Raw genomic sequence first — 21,842 nt, 5'->3', positions numbered from 1 at the left:
ATTATGGAAATTCTTAATTATCAGGTTTCTGACGGTCAGTCCGGTATCCGGATTGACCGCTATCTTTCAGAAATGAACGAAGAACTGTCACGTTCTTATATTCAAAAGCTGCTTAAAGAGCAGAAAATAACCGTCAATGGTTCTGCTGTAAAAGCCAACTACAAAGTTCAGGAAGGAGATGAAATCTCCGTAGCAGTTCCTGACATAAAAGAGCCGGATATACTTCCGGAAGATATCCCTCTGGATATTCTTTATGAAGATGATGATGTACTTATTGTAAATAAACCAAAGGGGATGGTGGTTCATCCCAGTGCCGGACATACTTCCGGAACATTGGTAAATGCTATTATGTTTCACTGTAAGGACAATCTGTCGGGGATCAATGGTGTTCTGCGTCCTGGTATTGTCCACAGAATCGATAAGGATACCACAGGTGCACTTCTTGTATGCAAGAATGATAATGCACACCGCAATCTGGCAGAACAGTTAAAAGAGCATTCTATCAGGCGTAGATACCGGGCAATCGTGGCAGGAGTACTGAAAGAAGACGAAGGGACGATCGAAGGTCCCATCGGGCGCCATCCGATTGACCGCAAAAAGATGGCTGTCAACTATAAAAACGGCAAGGATGCTGTCACACATTATAAAGTTCTGGAACGTTTCAAAAATGCCACTTATGTGGAATGCCGTCTGGAAACAGGCAGAACGCATCAGATTCGTGTGCATATGACAAGTATCGGTCATCCACTTCTGGGTGATGAAGTGTACGGTTCCGGTAAGAATCCTTATCATCTGCAGGGACAGACGCTTCATGCAATGATTCTTGGCTTTGTTCATCCATCAACGGGCGAATATATGGAGTTTACAGCTCCTTTACCTGAATATTTCGTTAAATTATTAGAAAAATTACGAAAGTAGTTTGCATTTTTTGGGAAATATTGTATAATATGTCTATCGAATATGTAACAGAAGGGAGTGCAGACTATGAATAGTACGAGTTCAATTATTACAATTGGTCGTGAGTACGGCAGTGGAGGAAGACAGATAGGTCAGGAAGTTGCCAAATATTTTGGTATTAAATGTTATGATAAAGAACTTCTCGAACATGCAGCAAATGAAAGCGGTATCTGCAAAGAACTTTTTGAGAATCATGATGAAAGACCAACTAACAGCTTTTTATATTCTCTGGTTATGGATACCTACTCATTTGGTTATTCTTCTTCAGGATTTACAGATATGCCTATGAACCACAAAGTATTTCTTGCACAGTTTGACGCAATCAAGAAACTGGCCTCCGAAGGTCCATGCGTTATGGTCGGAAGATGTGCAGATTATGCGTTGTCAGAGTATAAAGACTGTTTCAGTGTATTTGTACATGCAGATACAGACTGGAGGATTAACCGTCTTTCACAGAAACATAATAAAACTGCAAAAGAAGCAAAAGACATGATCAATAAGACAGACAAGAGCCGTTCCAGTTACTATAATTACTACACCAATAAGAAATGGGGTGCTGCTTCAAGCTACAATCTCTGCGTAGACAGCAGCAAACTTGGAATTGATGGTGCAGCAAAAGCAATCATTCAGGCAATTGAGATTTTTGATTCCATAAAAAATAAATAGGATTATCTTTTTACAGATACTTTACCACATCCTTGGTAAAGTATCTGTTTTTTGGATGAATTTATAACAGTCTTTTCAATTCATTCCAGATTGCCTGCGGCAATGGAATTTTGGCTTGTATGCCTCGGGATAGTGGTGTATGAACAGTAACAAGACTGCTATAATTTTTTTTAATATATATTAAATTTTCATGACATTTGTCAAAATATATGCTATAATCATACCATGTTAAAAAGGAGGACATTATGAAATTTCGTTGGGACAACCGATATTTACACTGGGGTGTAACCGCTTTTCTGGTAATTGCCGCCAGTATGCTGTTTTATTATGGCATATTTCACATGAAAACCCTGATCGTGGGAATCAAAACTTTTCTGGGAATTATGGCGCCTATTATCTATGGTGTAATCCTTGCTTATATTCTCAGTCCGCTGATCAATCTCTTTGAGCAGAAGCTGATCTATCCGCAGCTGGAAAAGCATAATATTAAGTTACAGAAAAAAGGAAAACGGGCTATTCGATGGGGATGTGTCCTTTTTTCCATGTTCCTGTTCTGGATTATCATTTACGCATTACTGATGATGGTGCTTCCTCAGTTGATCCGAAGTATCATGAGTATTATTTACAGTTTTCCGTACTATATAAAAGTTATTGAAAAGTGGCTCAATTCATTTGTTGAGCATGGATGGAAACTGAATCCTGAAATGCTCGATATGATCAACCAGTACTCTGCAAAAGCACAGGAATATCTTACTACCGATATTCTTCCGCAGATGCAGGATATGCTCAAAAATGTTTCAGCAGGTATTTTTGATATCCTGATCTTTATGAAGAATTTTCTGATCGGTGCCATTGTAGCTTTGTATGTACTTGCAGACAAAGAGAAATTTGTTGCCAAAAGCAAAATGATGGTATATGCTATATTGCCTCATAAATGGGCAAATATGCTTATACGCGTTATGCGTTTTACAGACAAGACTTTTGGTGGTTTCATATACGGAAAACTTCTGGATTCTGCTATTATTGGAATTTTGTGTTATTTTGGAATGTTGCTTTTGGATTTGCCGTATCCAATTCTTATCAGTGTAATTATCGGTGTGACAAATGTCATTCCGTTTTTTGGTCCTTACATCGGAGCCATTCCATGTATTTTGCTTATTTTAGTAGTAGATCCCATAAAAGGTCTGTATTTTGCAATTTTTATCCTGCTTCTTCAGCAGTTTGATGGAAATATCCTTGGTCCGAAAATTCTCGGAGACTCTACCGGACTTTCCAGTTTTATGGTTATTGTTGCCATCATGATCGGGGGCGGTCTCTTTGGGGTTCCGGGAATGATCGCAGGAGTTCCTGTATTTGCCGTACTTTATGCTCTGATCTGGAGACTGATCAATCATTCTCTTAATGACAAAAAAATGCCGGCAGAAGAGGAGACATATATAAATATTGACTGTCTGGATGAACAGACAGGTGAAGTACTTCCTCTTTGCAAGGAAGAAAAACACAAGGTTTCACCGGAAGAACTGGAAGCGAGAAAAAATAATTTCTTTATGAAAATATGGAATCCGCTTTCCGGACTGGTCATAACCATATGGAAATATCTCCTGCGGATTTTAAACATAATATGGGGATACATCAAAAAAGCAGGGATTTTCCTGAAGAACAGATATGTTGAATTAAAGAATAAACGAGAGAAAAATAAGTAAACCTTCACAGTTACAAAAAAACACACACACAGGAGTTACTATGAAGAAAAAAAAGTTATATTTGACAGCTTTTCTTTTGGTTCTGGCACTGGCTCTGCAAGGTGGAATCTTTTCCGGTTTCTCTGTACCGGTTCAGGCTGCAGCAACTTCCAAAAAGCAGACAGGATTTGTGAAAAAAAACGGAAGCTGGTACTATTACGATAAGAACGGAAAAAAAGCTACCGGCTGGTACAAAAGTGCTGCAGGAAATCAGTACTATTTCGGCAAGACCGGTGCAGCCAAAGCCGGAATTCTGACCATCAGTGGAAAGAAGTACTGTTTTAATGAAAAAGGTAAAATGCTTACTACCTGGCAGACAGTAAATGGAAAAACGTATTTCTTTGATGAAAAAAAAGGATATATGCATACCGGATGGGTAACTACAGCTGCAGGGAATAAATACTATTTCTGGAATGACGGGGTGATACGATCCGGTTTCCATAAAGTAAATAATGTATATTACTGCTTTAATGAAAAAGGAAAAATGTATAAAAACTGTTTTCGCAAAAGCGGGAATTCCACCTATTATCTTCAGGCCAATGGCACTATGGCAAAAGGTCGTCTGAAAGTAAAGGGAAGCTGGTATTCCTTTAACAGAAATACCGGTCAGCTGGTCAGAAGCGGATGGTATAAAGAAACAGACGGTTCTTATTATTATGCAGCTTCAAATGGTAAACTTGTCAAAGGCTTCTATAAACCGGATTCCTATTATCGGTATTTCAGGAAATCAGATTGTAAACTGGTTACGGGATGGCAGACGATCAACGGACACAAGTATTATTTTAAGAAAACTAATGGAATCCGTTACGATGATATTATCCTGAAATCGTCATCTGGGAAAAGATATTATTTTGAGTCTGACGGAAAACTTGCCAGCAGTAAGTGGATCACGAAAAAAAGTGCTCATTATTATGCGAAATCAGATGGGGTGCTGGCCTCTGGATGGCTGACAGTAGACGGAAAGAAATATTATATGAACCCTTCTACATGTGAACGTGAAAGTGGGTGGGTTACTGTAGATGGAGAGAAGTATTACCTGAGTTCCTCCACAGGTGCTCTGGTTACAAATCAGTGGATTGATGATAATCATTATGTTGGAGAAGATGGTTCTCTTATTCCTGACTATCAGAACGGAGTTTCTTTTCGGTGGCCTTTAAGCTCCGGTTATTCCTATATCAGCAGTTATTTTGGAAACAGGGAATCTCCGGGAGGAATCGGTTCTACCAATCATAAAGGAATTGACATTCCTGCTCCTACAGGAACACCGATTTATGCGGCAGCATCAGGAACCATTGTTGCCATGCTTTCACCGGCATCGTCAGGCGGTGCCGGATATTATACCAAGATCAATCATGATGGAAAGGGACTTATCACAGAATATATGCACCAGTCTAAATTTAACCCAAATCTGAGTGTAGGAGATAAGGTCAAAAAAGGTGATATCATCGGATATGTAGGAAGCACTGGGAACAGCACCGGTCCTCATCTTCATTTTGGGGTTATGGTTAATGGGGTAAATCAGAATCCTCTGAATTATGTGAAGAGACCGTCATAATTAACCGGTTTCAGCTAGAGCGTGTCTGAAAAATCATTCCCGCAATCTGCACGCCTTAGTACATCGTTTCGCAGACAAGCGAGTGGTATAGTTATTTTCATTTTATAAATATATAAAAAAGGATATATGGTATATGAAGGAAGAATCAGAAAAAACATACACTTATTACAGAAAAGCGCAATATCATGAAACAGACCAGATGGGCATTATCCATCACTCTAATTATGTAAAATGGATGGAAGAGGCCAGGATTGGATATATGAGCCGGATGGGTTTCAGCTATAAGAAAGTAGAAGAGTTGGGAGTGATCTCCCCTGTTGTGGAAATTTCAGTTGCATATAGAAAGCAGGTTTTCTTCGATGATGAAATCCGGATTCGCGTTGGCATTAAGCAGTATAATGGAATTTCTCTGGAATTTAATTATGAATTTTTTAATGCGAGCAGAAATGAAATCTGCACAACCGCTTATTCCAGACATTGTTTTCTAAAAGATGGGAAACTGATCGCTCTCAAAAAAGAGCTTCCGGAATTGAATCGCATTATTACAGATTGTCTGTAAAACTAATGACTTTGGAAAATCACGCATAGTAGTGATCAAATCCCGGTTGGGACAGCCTATAGCGGCTTTTTCGGGAGATGACGTGTACTGGGAAGTTCCGGAAGACCTTCCAAAAATGACGAAACTTATGGTTGACGGAAAAGCCTTGTATATACATCGGGCAAACTACCAGATTATTGACAAAAAATTGCTGTAGAAAAAATTTAAATTGAACGCTAAGTAATTCAATCAATGTTTTTGACATGAAGGCAGAAAAAAGTTATTATTTGATAAATACAAACAATTAGCACGCAAAAATAAATCCGGAAACAATAAATGGATGTACTGGTTGGCAACAATAAGATAACATAAAAACATACGAAAGTAGTATGTTTTTATGTTATCTACATCTATACGACAAACGCGAGTTTTTCATATAGATGTAGGCTGCAGCTGTCTTTGCGCTGTAATCGTTTATTGACAAAGGCATTTTCTCTGCAATTATTAATCATTATCAACTTTGATGATTTATATGTCTTAAATATTCTCAACAATATTCTTAACATTAAGAAGTTATAAAATAATTTTTTTAAGGAGATTTTTTATGGATAAATATATTGATTATTATAATGATAGCAAGAAAGTCACTTACCACGAACAGACCGATATTTCAAATATTTTGAAGCTTCGAGCTGTTTTGAAAACACTGCCTGATTTCTGCAAGGATTATTTTCGTGCTATGGATCCGCTTACTACTACCAAAACACGAATTTCCTATGCGTATGATATCCGAATCTTTTTTCAGTTTCTCCTGGATGAAAATCCTGCCTTTAAGGACTATTCCATGAAAGATTTTACCGTTGATGTTCTGGATCAGCTTAAAGCTATAGATATCGAGGAATATCAGGAATATCTTAAAGTATATAAAAATGGTGATAAAACAGAAACCAATGGTGAACGTGGCCTGAAAAGAAAAATTTCTGCATTGAGAAGTTTTTATGCATATTATTATAAACATGAATTTATCCAGACGAACCCAACTGTTCTTGTAGATGTTCCGAAAACTCATGAAAAAAATATTATACGTCTTGATGCTGATGAAGTTGCCATGTTATTGGAGCATATAGAGCACTGCGGTGATGAGCTTACCGGACAGAAACGTGTTTATTATGAAAAAACCAAGGAGCGTGATCTTGCCATCGTTACTCTCCTGCTTGGTACCGGGATTCGTGTATCTGAATGTGTAGGACTTGATGTTGAAGATGTTGATTTTAAAAATAATGGGATTAAAGTCACCCGAAAAGGTGGAAATGAAATGGTTGTATATTTTGGACATGAGGTAGAAAAAGCTTTGAAAAAGTACTTGGAAGTTCGTAAGAATATCGTTCCTGTAGCAGGGCATGAACACGCTCTCTTCTACTCTACCCAGCGAAAAAGGATTGGCATCCAGGCTGTTGAAAATCTGGTAAAAAAATACGCAGGTGCCATTACGACCACAAAAAAAATCACACCACACAAGCTTCGCAGTACTTACGGTACTACTTTGTATCAGGAAACAGGCGATATTTACCTTGTAGCCGATGTATTAGGTCACAGAGATGTAAACACCACAAAGAAACATTATGCAGCTATGGATGATGCAAGACGTCGTAAGGCGGCCACAGCGGTGCATTTACGTGAAGATTAAAAACATAAAAAGATAAAGTATGAAAAATGACAGATATGTCTTATGTCTGGAGTTTTGTATAGACTTTAAATAACAGACATAAGACATATCTGTCACATACTTGATTCTCGTTTGGGTTATGATATGTTTTCCAGAATTCTATTTACTAACTGTTAAAGCTATTTTTATTTATCAAAATCAGTTTCAAATACGCCTTCCGGAGTACGTATTGTCAGTAACCCAAGATTGAATTCATCATCCATTACAGTAATATGATATTCAAAAATAACATCATCTTCAACCTTGGAAAGTAAAACGTAAGAGCCATTTTCTTTTCCTTCAATTTGGTCGCAGATATCTCCGTAAACCATTTCACCGGAAATTGCTCTTGAATATCCTGCATCTTTAATTTTTTGCTCAATTATTCTGTATAATTCTTCCATATATCTCTCATCTCCTAATATTTATTGTTTTTCCATGATAACAGGTATGCTTACAAAATGCAATAAAAAGGATATCTGCTGAAAATATCTTAACAGGTATCCTTTTTATTTATGTTATGTAGTTTTTAGTATTAATAATAAAAGATGGTTATAAAGCTACACTGATCTTACCATGGAGCGCTTCAGGAATCTCTTCTTTGTCTAAAGATACGCTAATTACAAAAGTAACATTAAATTGTTTACCAATCTCATCTAACTGTCCCAGAGTACCTGTAATGTCTTTATCTTCCAATTTTGCTACCTTAAGGAAACTGTCAAGATAAATCTGCTCAAGATCGTGATCCTGAGAAAGGATACCACAGATAAATCCTACAAATTCATCTGCATTCTTAATAGGGAATCCGGATACATCAATAAGACGTACTTTATTGTTGAGTTCATACATATGTTTTGTGCTCTTGTCTAAGTAGACAATACTTCCATTTGCCTCTTTTACCGCACCATTTACCTTATCTAACAGTACTTTTGTTTTGCCCTTGCCTTTCTTTCCTACAATCAGTTCAACCATGCTGTTTTCCTCCTTAGACACATATAATATTAATTTAGACTAAAAACTTTAATTAATATGTTTTATATTATAGTGCATATTATTCAAAAACACAAGTGGTATTTATATTTTTTTGTGAAATTTTGTTGAAAATATAAAAATTATATGTTTTTACTGGATTTTTGGAGATAATTATCACTATGGAATACTTCTGTTTGATTTCAGAACTCTTTGTATTTTCTTATATCTTCTTATATCTTGGTATGTGTTTGGTGTAAAATTGGTGTAATAAAGCTCTTTTTGACCGTTTCAGAATCAAATTGGTGTAAGCTTATTGTTACAGAACTGTTAATTTTGATGTAAGCTAGCTATTTTTTATCTAAAAATGGTGTAAGATTATTACATTACGAAATACGTCTATTATTTAGCTTCTGAATTTCGTTTGTCAAGCGTTCATCTGTAACATGATTATACAATTCCATCGTCATTTTCATAGAAGCATGACCCATGATATCCTGCAATGTTCTTGGATCAACTCCGGCTTCTGCCATACGAGAGCATGATGTATGTCTCAGGAGATGTGGATGTATATGTGGTAATGGCTCTATTGTTCCACCAAACTTTTTGATATCAGAATTATAATCATCTACAATACGATTCAGAATACGTCCAATAGTTTGTGTGATAAATGGTTTATTTTGCCTGTTAGAAAATACAAAATCCTTATATCCATCTATTTCGATCTCTGTTTTCTTATCCATCTCAATCTGATTTTTCATCTGTTCCATAAGAGCATCCCTTGCGGCATTTGATAATGGAACATTACGAACACCAGATTTAGATTTAGGAGTAAGTATTTGATATTGACAAGCATCTTTTCCTACATTGTTGTATTGTAACTGGTGAGTGATATTTACAAAGCCATGTTCTAAATCTACATCATCCCATGTCAAACCACAAACCTCTCCAACTCTCAGAGCAGTTTCAAGTATAAATACAAACAATGGATAATAATATGCATACTTGCTATTTTTAATGTATGTAAGAAAATTATCCTGCTGCACCATTGTTGATATACTGAACATCAAACTGTGTCAGATGTTCAATGATTAAACAGTTTTTATACCACACCTTAATATTAAGAACATTCGGCACCATTGTTGACACTCTAAGATCAACTTCATCTATGAGTTGGCTCTTACACTCTTCTACTTGTTCACTTAAAGGCTTAATTCCAGAATGTGCCAATGACTTATAATATTCGTTAGCTTCATCATAGGTTGAAAATATATCGCACAAATTATATGGTGGATAACTTATAGCAAAATCGCAGCATTGATCTTCAACCCAAACGATATATTTGCCTTTATATTTTGTCATTACAACATAAGCAGGTATATGATTCTCATTGTACGATGACTCTTCCTCAAAGAATCCATAAACATCACTTTTAATTTCTTCGGTATCTTCCAAATCATCAATATAATCAATGAACTCTGTAATTTTATCTTCCGTATCTAATCCAATTGTCCGAAATTTTTCATTCATATGAATTGATTCTCCTTTTATCTATCCGCATTGAAATCAACAAAAAATATCTGTCTCTCACATTCATCCTTATATTTCGGATATGTATTAGCAATTTTTTCAAGTACCGCAATTTTAACTTCTGGATAAGCTTCTACTGATCCTACTTTTCCATCAATACTGCCAAGAAAATTATCATAACTTACCAAATTATGTCTGATATAGTTTACAATCCAACGATTGATAGTTTCTTCATTGGCTGTATAAGCATTTTTCATATATGGCTCATCAATCCAATCACCATTTAAAGAACATGGATGACATTGATACCACTCTTGTTTTGCTTTTAGTGCCTTAGTCTTTAATTCTTCATCCGATAAAACTTTTATAGTAATTGAATCTATAAACAACTGAACACTATGATTCATATTGCTATACTTAGTTTCGACTGCTTTACTTGCTGATTTCTTACGCTTATTAGCTTTCTCCATAGCATCTTGAAATTCTGATGTTGTCATTACCTGATTAACGGTATCTTCATCCCACAATCTCATAGGAGCAGCCTTTCTATAATGAGGATTCGCTTTCAATACTGGATCTGGAAGAAATTTACTGATTAAACTTTTCGTCCATCCATACTCTTCAATAATTCTTGACTGAGTAATCATTTTATTATCATTCATAATACATAGCTCTCCTTTCTCTCAGTGGACAGATGCAACTCCATCCACTGATATTGATATATATTTCTCTGTGTGTCTTAAAGTTCCACTACATATTTACGTGATGGAATCTCAATCTCTTTATCAAGTTTAATTGACTGATTCACAATCATTCTGAGGACTTTGCAAACATACTCTTCGTCACCTCTGATTTCAGAAGGCTTTATCAGTATCAGATATGGATCAAGTTCATTGGCATGTTTTACAAGAAAATCAGCATATTCTTGTGAAGTAATCGATAAAATGCTACATAAATTAGTAGAAGATTCTGGACTAATGATGGCTATATTATCAGCGTCATTATACGATTTACCCAATTATAATAGGCGCAAATTTTTTAAAGAATTCTCATTATTGCTAGAAAAATATAGCAATTCTTCTGATTATTAAATCTTAATTTTGAAAAGCCCCCAGGATTAACTCCCGAGGACTTTCATACTGCTCATATTAAATTGTGATCACATTATTCAAGCAATCAGATTATTAATGGATTCTAACTCATATACAGTAAATGGATCAATGTCAATACAACTGGATTCATCTCTGTTGCCAGAAAGATCCCATGCAAGAGTACCATTCATAACGGTACAAGCTTCCTTAAATGCATCAATATCTCTTAATGGCTTAAATATTTCTGCTTTCAAATCTTCTGTAGCATCATAGTCTACAATCTTACCGTCATCAAAGAATACCTGTACATGAAAATTATCCAATGGTATCACCTGTACTACTGTTGGAAAATATTCGTTCATATTGTTATAGTCCTATTATTTTAATCAAAACAAATCACTATGACTTCCAGTTCTTGTCAAATATAGGAATAGTTCATCTTCATAGACTTCATAAATCAACAACCAATCAGGAGCAATATGACATTCTCTGCAATTACTATAATTTCCTGAAAGATTATGATCTCGATTCTTCGGCGGTAATATTTCACCATTTGCCAATTTTTTGATGATATCAGTCATTAATCTCATATCGTATCCACGTTTCTGAATACGTTTTAAGTCTTTTTGAAACTTACTGGTCGGCTTAACCGTATATTTCATGCTAATAATTCCTCCATCATCTTGTCCACATCTGTATATGCTTTTCCAAGAGAAGGATTCTGTTTCATCTGCTGCACTTCATTAATTGCTGATATTGTTTCACTGTTTGGTATTTCTTTGGTAATCTCAAACGGTATTCCCTGTTCTCTGATTGCCTGTTTTACAAAAATTGTGAATGCAGTTGTCAGATTCATACCTAAATCATTGAAAAGATCTTCTGCTTGTTTCTTTAAATTATCATCCATTCTAATTGATACATTTGCCATAAATCCACCTGCTTTCTAATCTATTTATATTATCATTATATAGCTTATGCAATGCATTGTCAATACTATGCATTATTTCAAGAATTATATCTTTTCCATCCTTATATAAATATCTGCATCGGCAGCAGACATCTTATACTCGTTTCTACACAATATATTAATGAACTAACCATCAAATTTCAACGATAATGCTTTAAGGGTAAAGTTGTTAGGGTAGATGGTTTTCGTTGGAAATTTAAGGTTATATATAAGGATTTTCAGCATAGAATTGATTCTGTGAGGGATGGTTATGGTTATACGGATGACTGTATTAGTTCCCTTCCGTTATTATAAGCAGGATAACGGAAGTCTTATGAAAAAGCCCTCCGTCCTGTCTATAGAAGTAAACTAAATATTACTTCCGTTCCTGTTTCTAAACAACTGACTTCGGTTTTTAAACAACGAATTTATCGCATTTTTCCGTTGTCTGATGCGTTTCTAAACCGACAGAAATTTGAACCTACCCTTAAAATCCCATCACATCAGGTTCTTCCCATTGTTCCGCTGTGACTCCCAACGATTCCAGAAGCTTATCAATCGGTGCTTCATCTTCATTTCTGTATTATTTAATTCCATTACTTCTCTAATCCTTTCTCAGCCATATTATTTTCATCAATTGTCCTGTCAGCCATTGGACACCACTCTGGACTTGTCTCAGGTAAATTATCCTCGCCCAGTTTACCCATCAAATTTACTCTATTTCTATTATCACAATAATACATTTTCTTATTGACAGCATAGCATTTTACATATTCACAATCTTTACATCTCATTACTCTTCTTCTCCTTCTTCGTATTCGTCATCTTTATTATTTGCTTCTTCTTTGAGATAATCTCCATACGCTTCGCAAGCACGATTTAACACAGTACCAGATTTAAACTTTGCCTTATATCTTTCTGGAATCTCATACACATTTTTGCCTGTTCTTTCCATTCCAGAACATGTTTTTTTTCTTTATAAAATTTAGGTTCTACAGTGAAAAATCCTAATAATACCAGTTTATCTCCCTTAGCCAAAATATCCTCTATAGTGTGAAGCATATAACGGATTGTCCAGTATGTATTCCAGTAGTCTCCACCTATCCTATTTTTTGGTATTCTCTCATATTCTTTGAATCTATTAGCTTCTCTCATTTTATCATGTACCATTTTGGTAAATTCTGCTTCATATATTGTTTTGTTCATCGTCTTTTCCTCCTTGCTTTTGTTCTATGAAATCACCATTTCTTTGATAATATTTTTAAGCACTAAAATAAGCCCACGTACCTATTGTTATAAAAGTACATGGACTTATTCAGATGTTTAAATGTTCTTGTATTGTTATAGATGTAATGCTATATTCTGTGGTGTAAATTTGGTGTATTTATACCTGTTTAACACCTGTTTTCCCTTGATTTTACGGGATAAAATCGTAAATGTGATATTATATGCATATTATTCAAAAACACAAGTGGTATTTATATTTTTTTGTGAAATTTTGTTGAAAATATGTTACTGTTCACACACCACTGTCCCGCGAGGTGTTTTGGCATATTCATGCCAAAATCCCGAGATATTTATTTTTTTCAATGGGTAAAAAAGCTATACAATTCCAGGTATTCCTTTTCTGTTTCCTCGAAAGCCCGTACCGTATAATCTATTGTAATATGAATTTCCGGTGCTTCCCTTTCCTGGGGTTCATTTAGCAGGTATGTAAGGTCAAACCAGAGCATAGCATCATCGATTTCTTTTAATAATTGTTCTTCTTTTGCGTTTAATGGGCTCCCAAGATATTTCTGATAGATCAGATCCAGCAGATTTTTCTCCTGCTCTTTATATCCTGAGAGGGTTTTCTTGAATGGTCTTGGCACATCAGATAAATAACATTCGCTGGCATCGTGCAGAAGGCAGGCAAATGCCACACGCCTGGAATATCCTCGCGCAAGGGCTTCTCTGGCACAGTTGATGCAATGCTGACCTACTGAAAAAAAAGTTTTTACCTGTCCGTTTCCGCGGCAGATCAAAGATAAGGCATGTGCAATATCTTCGATACAGATCATATCCGGATCCGGATGTAATGGATCTATATGTCTGCCTGTGTATGTTGTAATACAATTGTTATTCATGATCTTTCACCTCGTTCTTTTATGTAACCGGAATTCTTGTAACAGCAAAGTGGATGGTCTTGTACGACCCCTGTCGGAAGACTTTATTATGTTATAGGTGTTATAAAAACATTGCGGAGAATTTTCTATAACATAAAACGGATACAATTAATGATAACTGTATCCGTTTTATATTGACTAACTGTTGATATTCTGAAGCAGTGAATTCATCTCCTGATACAGAAGTTCTTTCGTAGCAGCTCCCATTACAATTGAAACAAAAGTTTTTCCGTATGCATTCTGTGTAAGGATTGCAAGACAATTGCCGGCTACTTCTGTTGTTCCGGTTTTACCACCGAGAATTGTAACATCTTTTGGGGCTGTTGCCTCTCCGGTAAGATAATGGTCTGTTGCGGTAAGCGTGGTGCTTTTTTCAGTTCCGTCTGAGCCTGTATAGGTTACTGTATAAGACGGCAACTCTGTAATTTCTGTAAATTCAGGGTAGGTGAATGCTTCATTCAGCATCAGATAAATATCATATGGTGTTGTATAGTGATTTTCATCCTGCAGTCCATGTGGATTGGAAAAATGTGTTCCTGTACATCCAAGCTTTGCGGCATAATCATTCATCATCTGTACGAAGTTCTCTGTACTGCCTCCAACATATTCCGCAATGGCAGAAGCTGCATCATTGCCGGAATATACAAGCAGACAGTGGAGAAGCTGATCAAGGGTAACCTGATCGCCGGCCACAAATCCGCAGACCTGTGATCCATCCTCCAGTGTAACATTATCCTGAGTGATCGTGACAGTGTCATTCAGTTTTCCACTTTGTAATGCAAGCATTGCTGTCATGATCTTGGTAATACTTGCAGGATACACCTTATCATAAATGCCGTTTGCATACAGTACTTTATGATTGCTCAGACTGAACAGTAGCCCTTTCTGTCCATCTTCCAGCTGGGCATTCTTAATACGATCAACATTTCCTTTGGGGGAAACGCATAATTTCTGGGCGAAAGATTCTGTTCTCATATTTTCCTTAGCTGCAAGGGCATTTGTGAAAACTTCAGAAGAATCAAAAGCCTGTTCAGGAGTACCAAAATAATTTCCGCTTAATATATTCCATCCGTAAAAAATACCGCCGGCAGATGCAAGAATCACAAATACACCAACCAGAATCCTGAATATATGTTTTAATCTCTGACGCTTTTTATGATATTTTGTACGTAGCAAAGCCTGATGCTCCTCTGTTTGTCTGGATGGCATCTGCGATTTCGGCAGTTTGACTGTCTGAAGCGGTCTGGAAGGTTTGTGTCTGTGCGGAGCTGTAGATTTGTATGGAACAGCAGATTTCTTTTCCGGTATTTTACCGGAAGATTTCTTTTTTGTTCTCATAAGTAATCCTCTCTTCTGTCAATTTCTTTTTGAATAATTTCTTTATTGTATGTGCTGCTCTGAAGTCCTACATTGAGTACAAGCCCCATACCAATATACAGACTTACCAGCGAAGTCAGTCCATAGCTTACAAAAGGAAGGGGAGTTCCCGTATTAGGCGCAAGACCTGTTGCAACACAGATATTAATGAAGCTCTGTAGTGCGATCAGGCCGCCGATTCCACAGCAAAGAACCTTTCCTGACAAATCTTTTGCCCGAAGACTCATCCGGATACATTCAAAGGCAATTGCCAAAAGTAGCAATACAATTATCACGCATCCAATAAATCCGTACTCTTCACCTGCAACAGCAAAAATAAAGTCTGTCTGATTCTCTGCCACGAAGTTTCCCTGATTTACAGAAGTTGTACTGTCATCACCGCTTAATTTCTTACCAACCAGTTCCCCTGAAGCAATTGCAGTTTTAGAGTTATTCTGCTGTTCAATATCATCCGAGTATTCTTCGTTTTCCGGATACAAAAAAGACATGATACGGCTTCTCTGGTAATCCTTAAGCAGTTTCTGATCCGGCTGGACAACAATTGATAAAAAAATAATGGTCAATGGAACAGCAATAAGCAGTGCTCCTCCGATGATCTTATAGCTTAAACCTGCAACATAGATCATAATACAGAAAATTATTACAACAGTAATTGTATTTTTCAGGTCCGGCTGTTCCAGGATCAGGAACAGAGGTACTGCCAGTAATACGCCGGATAATGCCAGCGTTTTAAGTGTATTCAGTGTCTCCTCATGATCCATAAAAAATTTTGCAAAGAATACGATCAGGATAATCTTTGATAATTCTGTCGGCTGAAATCGGAAAGATCCGATACCGATCCATCTGGCAGCACCGTTAGCACTGTCACCCGCAATACGCACAACGATCAGCATGATAATATTAAATCCATACATGATCCACTGAAAGTTCATGATCCATGAGTAATCCAGCAAAGAAAGGATCAGCATGACAATAAGTCCAAGTATTACTCCGGCAAACTGCTTTGCTCGCAGGTCCGATGCTGCTGTGCCTACCAGTGTAACTCCTATCAGGCTGATCGCCAGCAGGAAAATGATCAGTCTGAAATTGTAAAATCTTAATTTATATTGCTTTAACATAATTTATCTGTCCTTTTTAGTAACTGTGAAGATACCAAACGGTTATCCTTTTTGTTTAAAACAGGAATATACGCATGGAGTACTGCAGGTTCCTGCGTAATCTGGATTTTTACCTGTTCTTCATCAATAGTAAGGTATTTTTTTACGGTATGTATCATATCATTCCGCAACATTTTCATCATCTGTGGAGAGCAGTCGATACGTTCCGAGATCAGCAGAAGCTTCATGCGGTCTCTTGCATATCCGGCTGAACGCTTCTTTTCTTTAAAAAAAGCTTTCACACAGATTCCCCCTTATAAATACAGGCTACTTTTTGAAAAAACTACCTATTTTTCTTAATAACCCCTGCTTCCTGTTAATGTCTGCAAACGGAATCTCTTCACCTAAAAGGCGTTTACAGATATTCATGTATTCTTCTTCTGCCTGAGAAGATTTCCCGGAAAGAGGCTCCCCCTGATTTGTGGCAATCACAATCTGTTCATCATCCAGAATTGTTCCGATCAGATCAACAGCAAGGATATCCGTTACATCATCTACGGACATCATATCACCTCTTGCAATCATATCCGGCCGCAGGCGATTGATGATCAGGCTGATATCTCTGATCTCGTTGGCTTCCAGGAGTCCGATGATCCGATCTGCATCACGTATCGCAGAAACCTCCGGCGTGGTAACTACCAGGGCTTTATCAGCACCTGCGATCGCATTTTTAAATCCCTGTTCAATTCCTGCCGGACAGTCCAGAAGAATATAATCAAACTGTTCTCTCAGATCGTCGGTCAGTTTTATCATCTGTTCCGGAGACACAGCGGATTTGTCTTTTGTCTGCGCAGATGGCAGAAGACATAATTCCGGATGTCTTTTATCCTTGATCAGAGCCTGTCGCAGACGGCAGCTTCCGTTAATGACATCCACCAGATTATAGACAATCCTGTTCTCCAGGCCCAGAACAACATCCAGATTCCGCAGACCGATATCTGTATCAACCACAACAACTTTTTTGCCCAGCATAGCCAGACCTGTTCCGATATTGGCGACAGTTGTGGTTTTTCCTACTCCGCCTTTGCCGGAAGTAATCACAATGACTTCACTCATAGTTACAATTTCCTCCCTGAAAAAATTTCCATTCTTCTGGTATTCTCCTGTATGGTAGTTTCAGTCATTCGAAATGTCACTGGTATCACTTGCCGCAACACCGGTAAGAATAGACTTTTCATCAGTTAATTCAAAGATATATTTAAAAATATCATCAGCTGCAAGACACGCATTACCGGAAGCATATCCATTCTCAATACGCACTGCAATCGCATATTCAGGATCTGAAGCCGGGGCATATCCCACAAACATACCATGGTTTGGATGATAAACATTTAGCTCGGCTGTACCGGTTTTACCTGCCACATCCACGCCAAGTCCGTCAAACTGTCTGTGAGTCTGTACTACCCGGTACATTCCGTCGTGAATATCATCCCACACATTCTGTGATACATCAACTGTATTAATGATATCCGGCTCATATTTTTTTAAAGTATTACCCTTGGAATCTGTCTGTCTGTCAAGTAAAGTCAGATCATAAACATTTCCACTGGTAGCGATCGCTGTTGCATAACGTGCCAGCTGACTGGTGGTATAAGCATTGGTACCCTGTCCGATATAAGACGGGACTGCGTAGGAATCTGACACATGAGGTGCGGATTCTGTGATCTCGATACCTGTTTTCTTATCCAGACCAATCTCTGAAGCATATTTTTGCAGTACACTCAGGCTTCGGTTTTCTGAAAAGTTTCCGTCTGCATCCAGACCAAGTTTAAAACCAACCATGTTGAAATAAGAGTTACAGGACTGCTCAATCGCCTCCCTGATCTCGATCTCTCCATGTCCCTGTTTGTTCCAGCAGTTGATCGGAGGTGTTACAAGATCAAAGGAGCCGGTACAGTTAATGTATGTTCCGTCATCGATCACTCCTTCAGACATTCCGGCAATTGTAGACAGAATCTTAAATGTAGAACCCGGTGCTGCTGTCTGCTGGGTTGCTTTATTGAAAAACGGACTGGATTTATCTGTAGATAATTTCGCATAATAATCCGTATCCATGTTATTTACCAGACGGTTATTGTCATATCCCGGGTAGGATACGCATGCAAGAACATCCCCTGTTTTGACATCTGTGATTACTGCAGAAGCAGAACATGGCTCCAGCGCAAGCTGCGCAGGTTCTATTTCGAGAGTATAAATTTTATTGATCATAAAGTCATAAGCTGTCATGGAGCCGGAGGCCAGTGCCTCGTAACTGCCATCATCTTTTGATAAAACTCCCTGTTCATACAGCACCAGACAGATCTCGCTTCCGGAAATGGTGTCCTCCTGAAGCATATACTTATACAGAAGTTTTGAGAAATTGGTGTCTGTTTTAAGATAATCGATCAGATAATCTGTAAGAGCCTGATATACTTCATCGGAATCCAGATAATCTCCTTCTGTAGAAAATTTGGAAATATCGATCCAGTTCTGACTTGCCGCATATGTCAGATAATCTTTCAGACTGATATCTTTATCGGTTGTCCATTTCTGATAAGTACTGTCAGAGGTATCAATGGCATTCTTTGAGATAACCCCCAGCGTATCTCTGAGAAGATCATCACAGATATAAGTAAGGTATTCCTGGATCTGATCATCTTCATCTTTTACGGCCGGTGGATTCTCAGCTGTCAGCCTGTTAGTTATTGTATCAAAAACCTGTTGCTGTTTCTGTTGAAATTTGGCATATAATTTTTTTTCTGTATCGGAAGCGTTGGCATCACTGAATTTATTGATATCGATGACACTGTTGGCAATCAGGGCATTATATACATCATAGATCGGTATTTTAATCTGTGCAGCATCATTTACACTGAAATCATAGGTTTTGGATGCTTCAATCTTGGATAAAAGGATTCCGGCGACTCTCTGTTTCAGGATCTGGTAGATAGCGGACTGCCAGCTGCTGTCTATGGTAAGATAGGTGTCATTACCTGCGACAGGTTCTACTCTCGTGCTGTCGTCAATCTTAAGTACTTTGCCAAGGTTATCGACAGTGACAGTTTCTTCACCGTCTGTTCCTTGAAGAGATGTTTCCATATATTTCTCAATTCCCGATTTACCGATGATTGCATCATTTGAATAATCAGGATTCTTCTGTCTCAGTTCTTCAAGCTCTTCTGAAGAAGCCTGTCCCGTATAACCAAGAATTGGTCCCATGCTTGCATCATCAATGTATTTGCGGACAGAATCCTCTACAATGTCAATTCCCTGAAGCTCCGGCTGATTTTCCCTGATTGCAGCTACAGATTTTTCGCTTATATTTGAAGCAATCGTAACGGCCATGTACTTCTTGAAACTGTTAGTGCTCAGTGCATAGCGGATTTTGGAAAGCTCAAGTATATCCTGCTTTGACAGGCTCTCCGGAAGTCCATGGGATGTCAGTTCTTCTTTGGTATAAGCATTATCGCCGTAAAGAACAATGGAAAATCCCTCTTTTCCGCTCATAAACTCGATCATCTGATCTGCAGTGGCGTTTTTCTGTTTTTTTGTCAGGTTATCAATCAACGGTTCTCCGTAAATATCCGCACGAAAACGGTTCAGAGTAAATCCCTCATCAACATCAAAAGCATAATTCCCGCTCTCATCCAAAACAATATGGAAGCCGGTACTGATGGAATCCCCGTTGGACTCAAGGATTTTCAGGACTTTATAGGCAATCCCGTTCAGTGTAAGATTCTTTTCTCTGGTAGAATCATAAGTTCCATTATCCTCAAAGGTAACAGAATAAGCCAGCACATTTGTTGCCAGCTCCTCACCATTTCTGTCATAGATATTGCCACGCGTACTTTTGATCACACGTTTTTTGGTTGTTCTTGATTCAAATTTGCTGATATAAGCCTCTCCCTGGATGATCTGCAGTTCAAAAAGCTGACGGACCAGAGAGGCTGACATAAATACAAAAACCAGTACCAGTACTGTGGTACGTTTTATTCGTATCTTTTTAAAAAATCTTTTTATTTTAGTACCCAAATAGACTCACTTTCCTTCATTGATGGATTATTCATGAAATGATAATTAATATAATGAAATACCCGGTAAACAATCAGTGTAAGGATCACTGTATAAAAAATCTCCGGTAAAATAATCCGGTATAAATAGGTTCCGAGCCCCAGACGTCCCCTGAGCAGAAACTGCAATGCATAGACAGAAAGTCCGTACAGTAAATCCCCGATACCTGCAAGCATAACCGGAACCTTTATGTCATCATCATAGCAGATCCTGTGGGCATATCCGCTTAAAAAGCCAATATACATATAGATCAGAGCGTAGAAACCAAACACAGAGCCATAGAACATGTCTACCAGAAATCCACAGAAAAATCCTGTCCACAGTCCACTTTTTCTTCCGCGCATCAGCCCCATGGATATACACAGGATCAGGATCAGATTCGGCGTGATAGAACCGATGGATATCACATGAAGAAGAGTACACTGAAGAAGAAAACTGATCAGGATCATAAAAAATAACGCTATCTTACTCTTCATTTGCAGTCGCCTCCTGAGCTGCCTGAGCATTGTCATTAACAGAATCCTGTTTATTTACTGTAATGACAAGTACATTTTTCAGATGCTGGAAATCTACAGGTGTGACAATGGTACCTGTTTTGGTCAGATTGTTGCTGTTTTGTTCCACCTCACTGACGTATCCGATAAACAGTCCCTCTACATATTTCTCACTGATATTGGAGGTAACGATGCGTTCCCCCACTGTTACTTTATTATTCTGGTCATACAACTGGCTGAAGCTTAATTTACCCTCATCGATGAGTTCCAGATCTCCTTCCACCACACAGTTATCCTGTGTGCTGACAGTCATGGCACTGACATTGCTGCTGTCATCGATAATGGAACGTACAGTCGCCCAGTGAGTTCCGACCTCTGTCACGATCCCGACCAGACCTTTATCTGCAAGTACATTATTATCCACACGAATGCCGTCTGCAGATCCCCGGTTGATCATAAAGGTATCATACCAGTTGCCCGGATCTTTGGATATGATTTCTGCAGCAATCTTTGGATATTCGGTATACTGCTGGTCAAGATTATACATTTGCTGTAATCTTACATATTCTGTCTGATCCTGGATCAGTTTATTGTTCTGTTCTGTGAGACTGTCTATCTGTGCCTTTAAATTTTCGTTCTCACTGAGGATTTCTTCTTTATCACGCATACGGTCCTGCATTCCTTTCAGAACTGAACTGATCCGATTGATGCTGTTTTCAAATGGAACGATCAGTATCCCGGCGGCATCCTGCAGCGGTGCAGTGGTTACGCCGGATGAAAAAGTGGCAGCAATACAGCTGACGCAGAAGATCGACATAATGACCAGAAGATGTTTACTTTTTAATTTAATCCTAAAATGTACTTTCTTTTTCAGGTTTTTCATTGATGCACCCCTAAAAA

Annotated in this window: 25 protein-coding genes and 1 pseudogene; 7 read left to right on the top strand and 19 right to left on the bottom strand. The window is 37.8% G+C overall.

Translation table 11 applies throughout. The annotated features are described in order from the left end of the window. Positions 1–3: 3 nt before the first annotated feature. From LJE12_RS02165 to LJE12_RS02150, 4 genes are all read left to right on the top strand, one after another. Positions 4–918 (top strand): RluA family pseudouridine synthase, encoded by a 915-nt coding sequence (locus LJE12_RS02165; protein WP_008703141.1) that lies wholly within the window; start codon positions 4–6, stop codon positions 916–918. Positions 919–984: 66 nt separating this feature from the next. Further along, a complete protein-coding gene (locus LJE12_RS02160; protein ID WP_020993906.1) occupies positions 985–1,623 on the top strand; it encodes a cytidylate kinase-like family protein in 639 nt (212 codons plus the stop codon). A gap of 245 nt (positions 1,624–1,868) precedes the next feature. Beyond that, positions 1,869–3,326: an AI-2E family transporter gene (locus LJE12_RS02155; protein WP_022381245.1), complete on the top strand. Its 1,458-nt coding sequence runs from the start codon at positions 1,869–1,871 to the stop codon at positions 3,324–3,326. 40 nt (positions 3,327–3,366) lie between these two features. Further along, a complete protein-coding gene (locus tag LJE12_RS02150; RefSeq protein ID WP_022381246.1) occupies positions 3,367–4,920 on the top strand; it encodes a peptidoglycan DD-metalloendopeptidase family protein in 1,554 nt (517 codons plus the stop codon). Between the two features lie 10 nt (positions 4,921–4,930). Here the strand turns inward: LJE12_RS02150 and LJE12_RS21020 are convergent. Continuing rightward, positions 4,931–4,975, bottom strand: a pseudogene (locus LJE12_RS21020) (DUF6783 domain-containing protein); the annotation flags it as partial. A 78-nt stretch (positions 4,976–5,053) separates the two neighbouring features. Between LJE12_RS21020 and LJE12_RS02145 the strand changes: the two are divergent. From LJE12_RS02145 to LJE12_RS02135, 3 genes are all read left to right on the top strand, one after another. Continuing rightward, on the top strand, positions 5,054–5,479 hold the full coding sequence (locus LJE12_RS02145; RefSeq protein WP_008703146.1) for an acyl-CoA thioesterase: 426 nt from the start codon (positions 5,054–5,056) through the stop codon (positions 5,477–5,479). Further along, positions 5,454–5,675: a DUF5052 family protein gene (locus tag LJE12_RS20460; RefSeq protein ID WP_081016971.1), complete on the top strand. Its 222-nt coding sequence runs from the start codon at positions 5,454–5,456 to the stop codon at positions 5,673–5,675. Before LJE12_RS02145 ends, LJE12_RS20460 begins: the two co-directional genes overlap by 26 nt. A gap of 387 nt (positions 5,676–6,062) precedes the next feature. Continuing rightward, positions 6,063–7,145 carry a tyrosine-type recombinase/integrase gene (locus LJE12_RS02135; RefSeq protein ID WP_055151183.1) on the top strand — a complete coding sequence of 361 codons (1,083 nt, stop codon included), beginning with the start codon at positions 6,063–6,065 and terminating at the stop codon, positions 7,143–7,145. Between the two features lie 164 nt (positions 7,146–7,309). Here LJE12_RS02135 and LJE12_RS02130 read toward each other — a convergent pair whose 3' ends face one another. From LJE12_RS02130 to mreC, 18 genes are all read right to left on the bottom strand, one after another. Continuing rightward, on the bottom strand, positions 7,310–7,567 hold the full coding sequence (locus LJE12_RS02130; RefSeq protein WP_118568848.1) for a hypothetical protein: 258 nt from the start codon (positions 7,565–7,567) through the stop codon (positions 7,310–7,312). A gap of 148 nt (positions 7,568–7,715) precedes the next feature. Then, complete coding sequence (locus LJE12_RS02125; protein WP_008703153.1) at positions 7,716–8,135, bottom strand: hypothetical protein; 420 nt, start codon at positions 8,133–8,135, stop codon at positions 7,716–7,718. A 383-nt stretch (positions 8,136–8,518) separates the two neighbouring features. Further along, the gene (locus LJE12_RS02120; protein WP_025578421.1) at positions 8,519–9,181 is read right to left on the bottom strand and encodes a site-specific integrase; all 663 of its coding nucleotides are present in this window, start codon (positions 9,179–9,181) and stop codon (positions 8,519–8,521) included. Beyond that, positions 9,165–9,662 carry a hypothetical protein gene (locus tag LJE12_RS02115; protein ID WP_022379980.1) on the bottom strand — a complete coding sequence of 166 codons (498 nt, stop codon included), beginning with the start codon at positions 9,660–9,662 and terminating at the stop codon, positions 9,165–9,167. Before LJE12_RS02115 ends, LJE12_RS02120 begins: the two co-directional genes overlap by 17 nt. Positions 9,663–9,679: 17 nt before the next feature. Continuing rightward, positions 9,680–10,324 carry a hypothetical protein gene (locus LJE12_RS02110; RefSeq protein WP_119246159.1) on the bottom strand — a complete coding sequence of 215 codons (645 nt, stop codon included), beginning with the start codon at positions 10,322–10,324 and terminating at the stop codon, positions 9,680–9,682. A gap of 506 nt (positions 10,325–10,830) precedes the next feature. Beyond that, entirely contained in the window at positions 10,831–11,115 is a 285-nt protein-coding gene (locus LJE12_RS02105; protein WP_055053093.1) for a DUF2442 domain-containing protein, read from the bottom strand. Positions 11,116–11,139: 24 nt separating this feature from the next. Beyond that, positions 11,140–11,424 carry a type II toxin-antitoxin system YafQ family toxin gene (locus tag LJE12_RS02100; RefSeq protein ID WP_428845675.1) on the bottom strand — a complete coding sequence of 95 codons (285 nt, stop codon included), beginning with the start codon at positions 11,422–11,424 and terminating at the stop codon, positions 11,140–11,142. Further along, complete coding sequence (locus tag LJE12_RS02095) at positions 11,412–11,681, bottom strand: type II toxin-antitoxin system RelB/DinJ family antitoxin (protein WP_227226465.1); 270 nt, start codon at positions 11,679–11,681, stop codon at positions 11,412–11,414. The genes LJE12_RS02100 and LJE12_RS02095 overlap by 13 nt, the downstream gene beginning before the upstream one ends. A 614-nt stretch (positions 11,682–12,295) precedes the next feature. Continuing rightward, positions 12,296–12,493, bottom strand: a complete 198-nt coding sequence (locus LJE12_RS02090) for a hypothetical protein (protein ID WP_008703164.1) — start codon at positions 12,491–12,493, stop codon at positions 12,296–12,298. Positions 12,494–12,578: 85 nt separating this feature from the next. Further along, positions 12,579–12,905: a hypothetical protein gene (locus LJE12_RS02085; RefSeq protein ID WP_118566055.1), complete on the bottom strand. Its 327-nt coding sequence runs from the start codon at positions 12,903–12,905 to the stop codon at positions 12,579–12,581. 380 nt (positions 12,906–13,285) lie between these two features. Beyond that, a complete protein-coding gene (locus LJE12_RS02080) occupies positions 13,286–13,825 on the bottom strand; it encodes a hypothetical protein (protein WP_118339483.1) in 540 nt (179 codons plus the stop codon). 177 nt (positions 13,826–14,002) lie between these two features. Further along, on the bottom strand, positions 14,003–15,202 hold the full coding sequence (locus tag LJE12_RS02075) for a D-alanyl-D-alanine carboxypeptidase family protein (RefSeq protein WP_227226466.1): 1,200 nt from the start codon (positions 15,200–15,202) through the stop codon (positions 14,003–14,005). Continuing rightward, positions 15,199–16,359 carry an FtsW/RodA/SpoVE family cell cycle protein gene (locus LJE12_RS02070; RefSeq protein ID WP_173703691.1) on the bottom strand — a complete coding sequence of 387 codons (1,161 nt, stop codon included), beginning with the start codon at positions 16,357–16,359 and terminating at the stop codon, positions 15,199–15,201. Before LJE12_RS02070 ends, LJE12_RS02075 begins: the two co-directional genes overlap by 4 nt. Then, positions 16,353–16,640 (bottom strand): cell division topological specificity factor MinE, encoded by a 288-nt coding sequence (gene minE, locus LJE12_RS02065; protein WP_020993911.1) that lies wholly within the window; start codon positions 16,638–16,640, stop codon positions 16,353–16,355. The genes LJE12_RS02070 and minE overlap by 7 nt, the downstream gene beginning before the upstream one ends. 25 nt (positions 16,641–16,665) lie before the next feature. Continuing rightward, positions 16,666–17,454, bottom strand: coding sequence for a septum site-determining protein MinD (minD, locus tag LJE12_RS02060; protein WP_008703173.1), 789 nt, complete (start codon positions 17,452–17,454; stop codon positions 16,666–16,668). Positions 17,455–17,514: 60 nt separating this feature from the next. After that, on the bottom strand, positions 17,515–20,409 hold the full coding sequence (locus LJE12_RS02055; protein ID WP_227226467.1) for a penicillin-binding transpeptidase domain-containing protein: 2,895 nt from the start codon (positions 20,407–20,409) through the stop codon (positions 17,515–17,517). Then, the gene (gene mreD, locus LJE12_RS02050) at positions 20,394–20,924 is read right to left on the bottom strand and encodes a rod shape-determining protein MreD (protein WP_055199504.1); all 531 of its coding nucleotides are present in this window, start codon (positions 20,922–20,924) and stop codon (positions 20,394–20,396) included. The genes LJE12_RS02055 and mreD overlap by 16 nt, the downstream gene beginning before the upstream one ends. Continuing rightward, a complete protein-coding gene (mreC, locus tag LJE12_RS02045) occupies positions 20,914–21,825 on the bottom strand; it encodes a rod shape-determining protein MreC (RefSeq protein ID WP_020993912.1) in 912 nt (303 codons plus the stop codon). Before mreC ends, mreD begins: the two co-directional genes overlap by 11 nt. Positions 21,826–21,842 lie beyond the last annotated feature (17 nt).

The organism is Blautia sp. DFI.6.71 (genome assembly GCF_020593585.1).
GTDB classification, from domain to species: Bacteria; Bacillota; Clostridia; order Lachnospirales; family Lachnospiraceae; genus Blautia_A; species Blautia_A wexlerae.
The sequence above is the reverse complement of the archived record's forward strand: the minus strand, read 5'-3'. Positions and strand labels throughout refer to the sequence as shown.

Excerpts from the sequence above, each read along its gene's own strand:
- LJE12_RS02130 (WP_118568848.1), bottom strand. The coding sequence starts at position 7,567 with ATGGAAGAATTATACAGAATAATTGAGCAAAAAATTAAAGATGCAGGA.
- LJE12_RS02165 (WP_008703141.1), top strand. The coding sequence starts at position 4 with ATGGAAATTCTTAATTATCAGGTTTCTGACGGTCAGTCCGGTATCCGG.
- LJE12_RS02115 (WP_022379980.1), bottom strand. The coding sequence starts at position 9,662 with ATGAATGAAAAATTTCGGACAATTGGATTAGATACGGAAGATAAAATT.
- LJE12_RS02080 (WP_118339483.1), bottom strand. The coding sequence starts at position 13,825 with ATGAATAACAATTGTATTACAACATACACAGGCAGACATATAGATCCA.
- LJE12_RS02070 (WP_173703691.1), bottom strand. The coding sequence starts at position 16,359 with ATGTTAAAGCAATATAAATTAAGATTTTACAATTTCAGACTGATCATT.
- LJE12_RS02125 (WP_008703153.1), bottom strand. The coding sequence starts at position 8,135 with ATGGTTGAACTGATTGTAGGAAAGAAAGGCAAGGGCAAAACAAAAGTA.
- LJE12_RS02090 (WP_008703164.1), bottom strand. The coding sequence starts at position 12,493 with ATGAGATGTAAAGATTGTGAATATGTAAAATGCTATGCTGTCAATAAG.
- LJE12_RS02155 (WP_022381245.1), top strand. The coding sequence starts at position 1,869 with ATGAAATTTCGTTGGGACAACCGATATTTACACTGGGGTGTAACCGCT.
- LJE12_RS02160 (WP_020993906.1), top strand. The coding sequence starts at position 985 with ATGAATAGTACGAGTTCAATTATTACAATTGGTCGTGAGTACGGCAGT.
- LJE12_RS02145 (WP_008703146.1), top strand. The coding sequence starts at position 5,054 with ATGAAGGAAGAATCAGAAAAAACATACACTTATTACAGAAAAGCGCAA.
- mreC (WP_020993912.1), bottom strand. The coding sequence starts at position 21,825 with ATGAAAAACCTGAAAAAGAAAGTACATTTTAGGATTAAATTAAAAAGT.
- LJE12_RS02075 (WP_227226466.1), bottom strand. The coding sequence starts at position 15,202 with ATGAGAACAAAAAAGAAATCTTCCGGTAAAATACCGGAAAAGAAATCT.
- minD (WP_008703173.1), bottom strand. The coding sequence starts at position 17,454 with ATGAGTGAAGTCATTGTGATTACTTCCGGCAAAGGCGGAGTAGGAAAA.
- LJE12_RS02135 (WP_055151183.1), top strand. The coding sequence starts at position 6,063 with ATGGATAAATATATTGATTATTATAATGATAGCAAGAAAGTCACTTAC.
- LJE12_RS02150 (WP_022381246.1), top strand. The coding sequence starts at position 3,367 with ATGAAGAAAAAAAAGTTATATTTGACAGCTTTTCTTTTGGTTCTGGCA.
- mreD (WP_055199504.1), bottom strand. The coding sequence starts at position 20,924 with ATGAAGAGTAAGATAGCGTTATTTTTTATGATCCTGATCAGTTTTCTT.
- LJE12_RS02095 (WP_227226465.1), bottom strand. The coding sequence starts at position 11,681 with ATGGCAAATGTATCAATTAGAATGGATGATAATTTAAAGAAACAAGCA.
- LJE12_RS02120 (WP_025578421.1), bottom strand. The coding sequence starts at position 9,181 with ATGGTGCAGCAGGATAATTTTCTTACATACATTAAAAATAGCAAGTAT.
- LJE12_RS02105 (WP_055053093.1), bottom strand. The coding sequence starts at position 11,115 with ATGAACGAATATTTTCCAACAGTAGTACAGGTGATACCATTGGATAAT.
- LJE12_RS02110 (WP_119246159.1), bottom strand. The coding sequence starts at position 10,324 with ATGAATGATAATAAAATGATTACTCAGTCAAGAATTATTGAAGAGTAT.
- LJE12_RS02085 (WP_118566055.1), bottom strand. The coding sequence starts at position 12,905 with ATGAACAAAACAATATATGAAGCAGAATTTACCAAAATGGTACATGAT.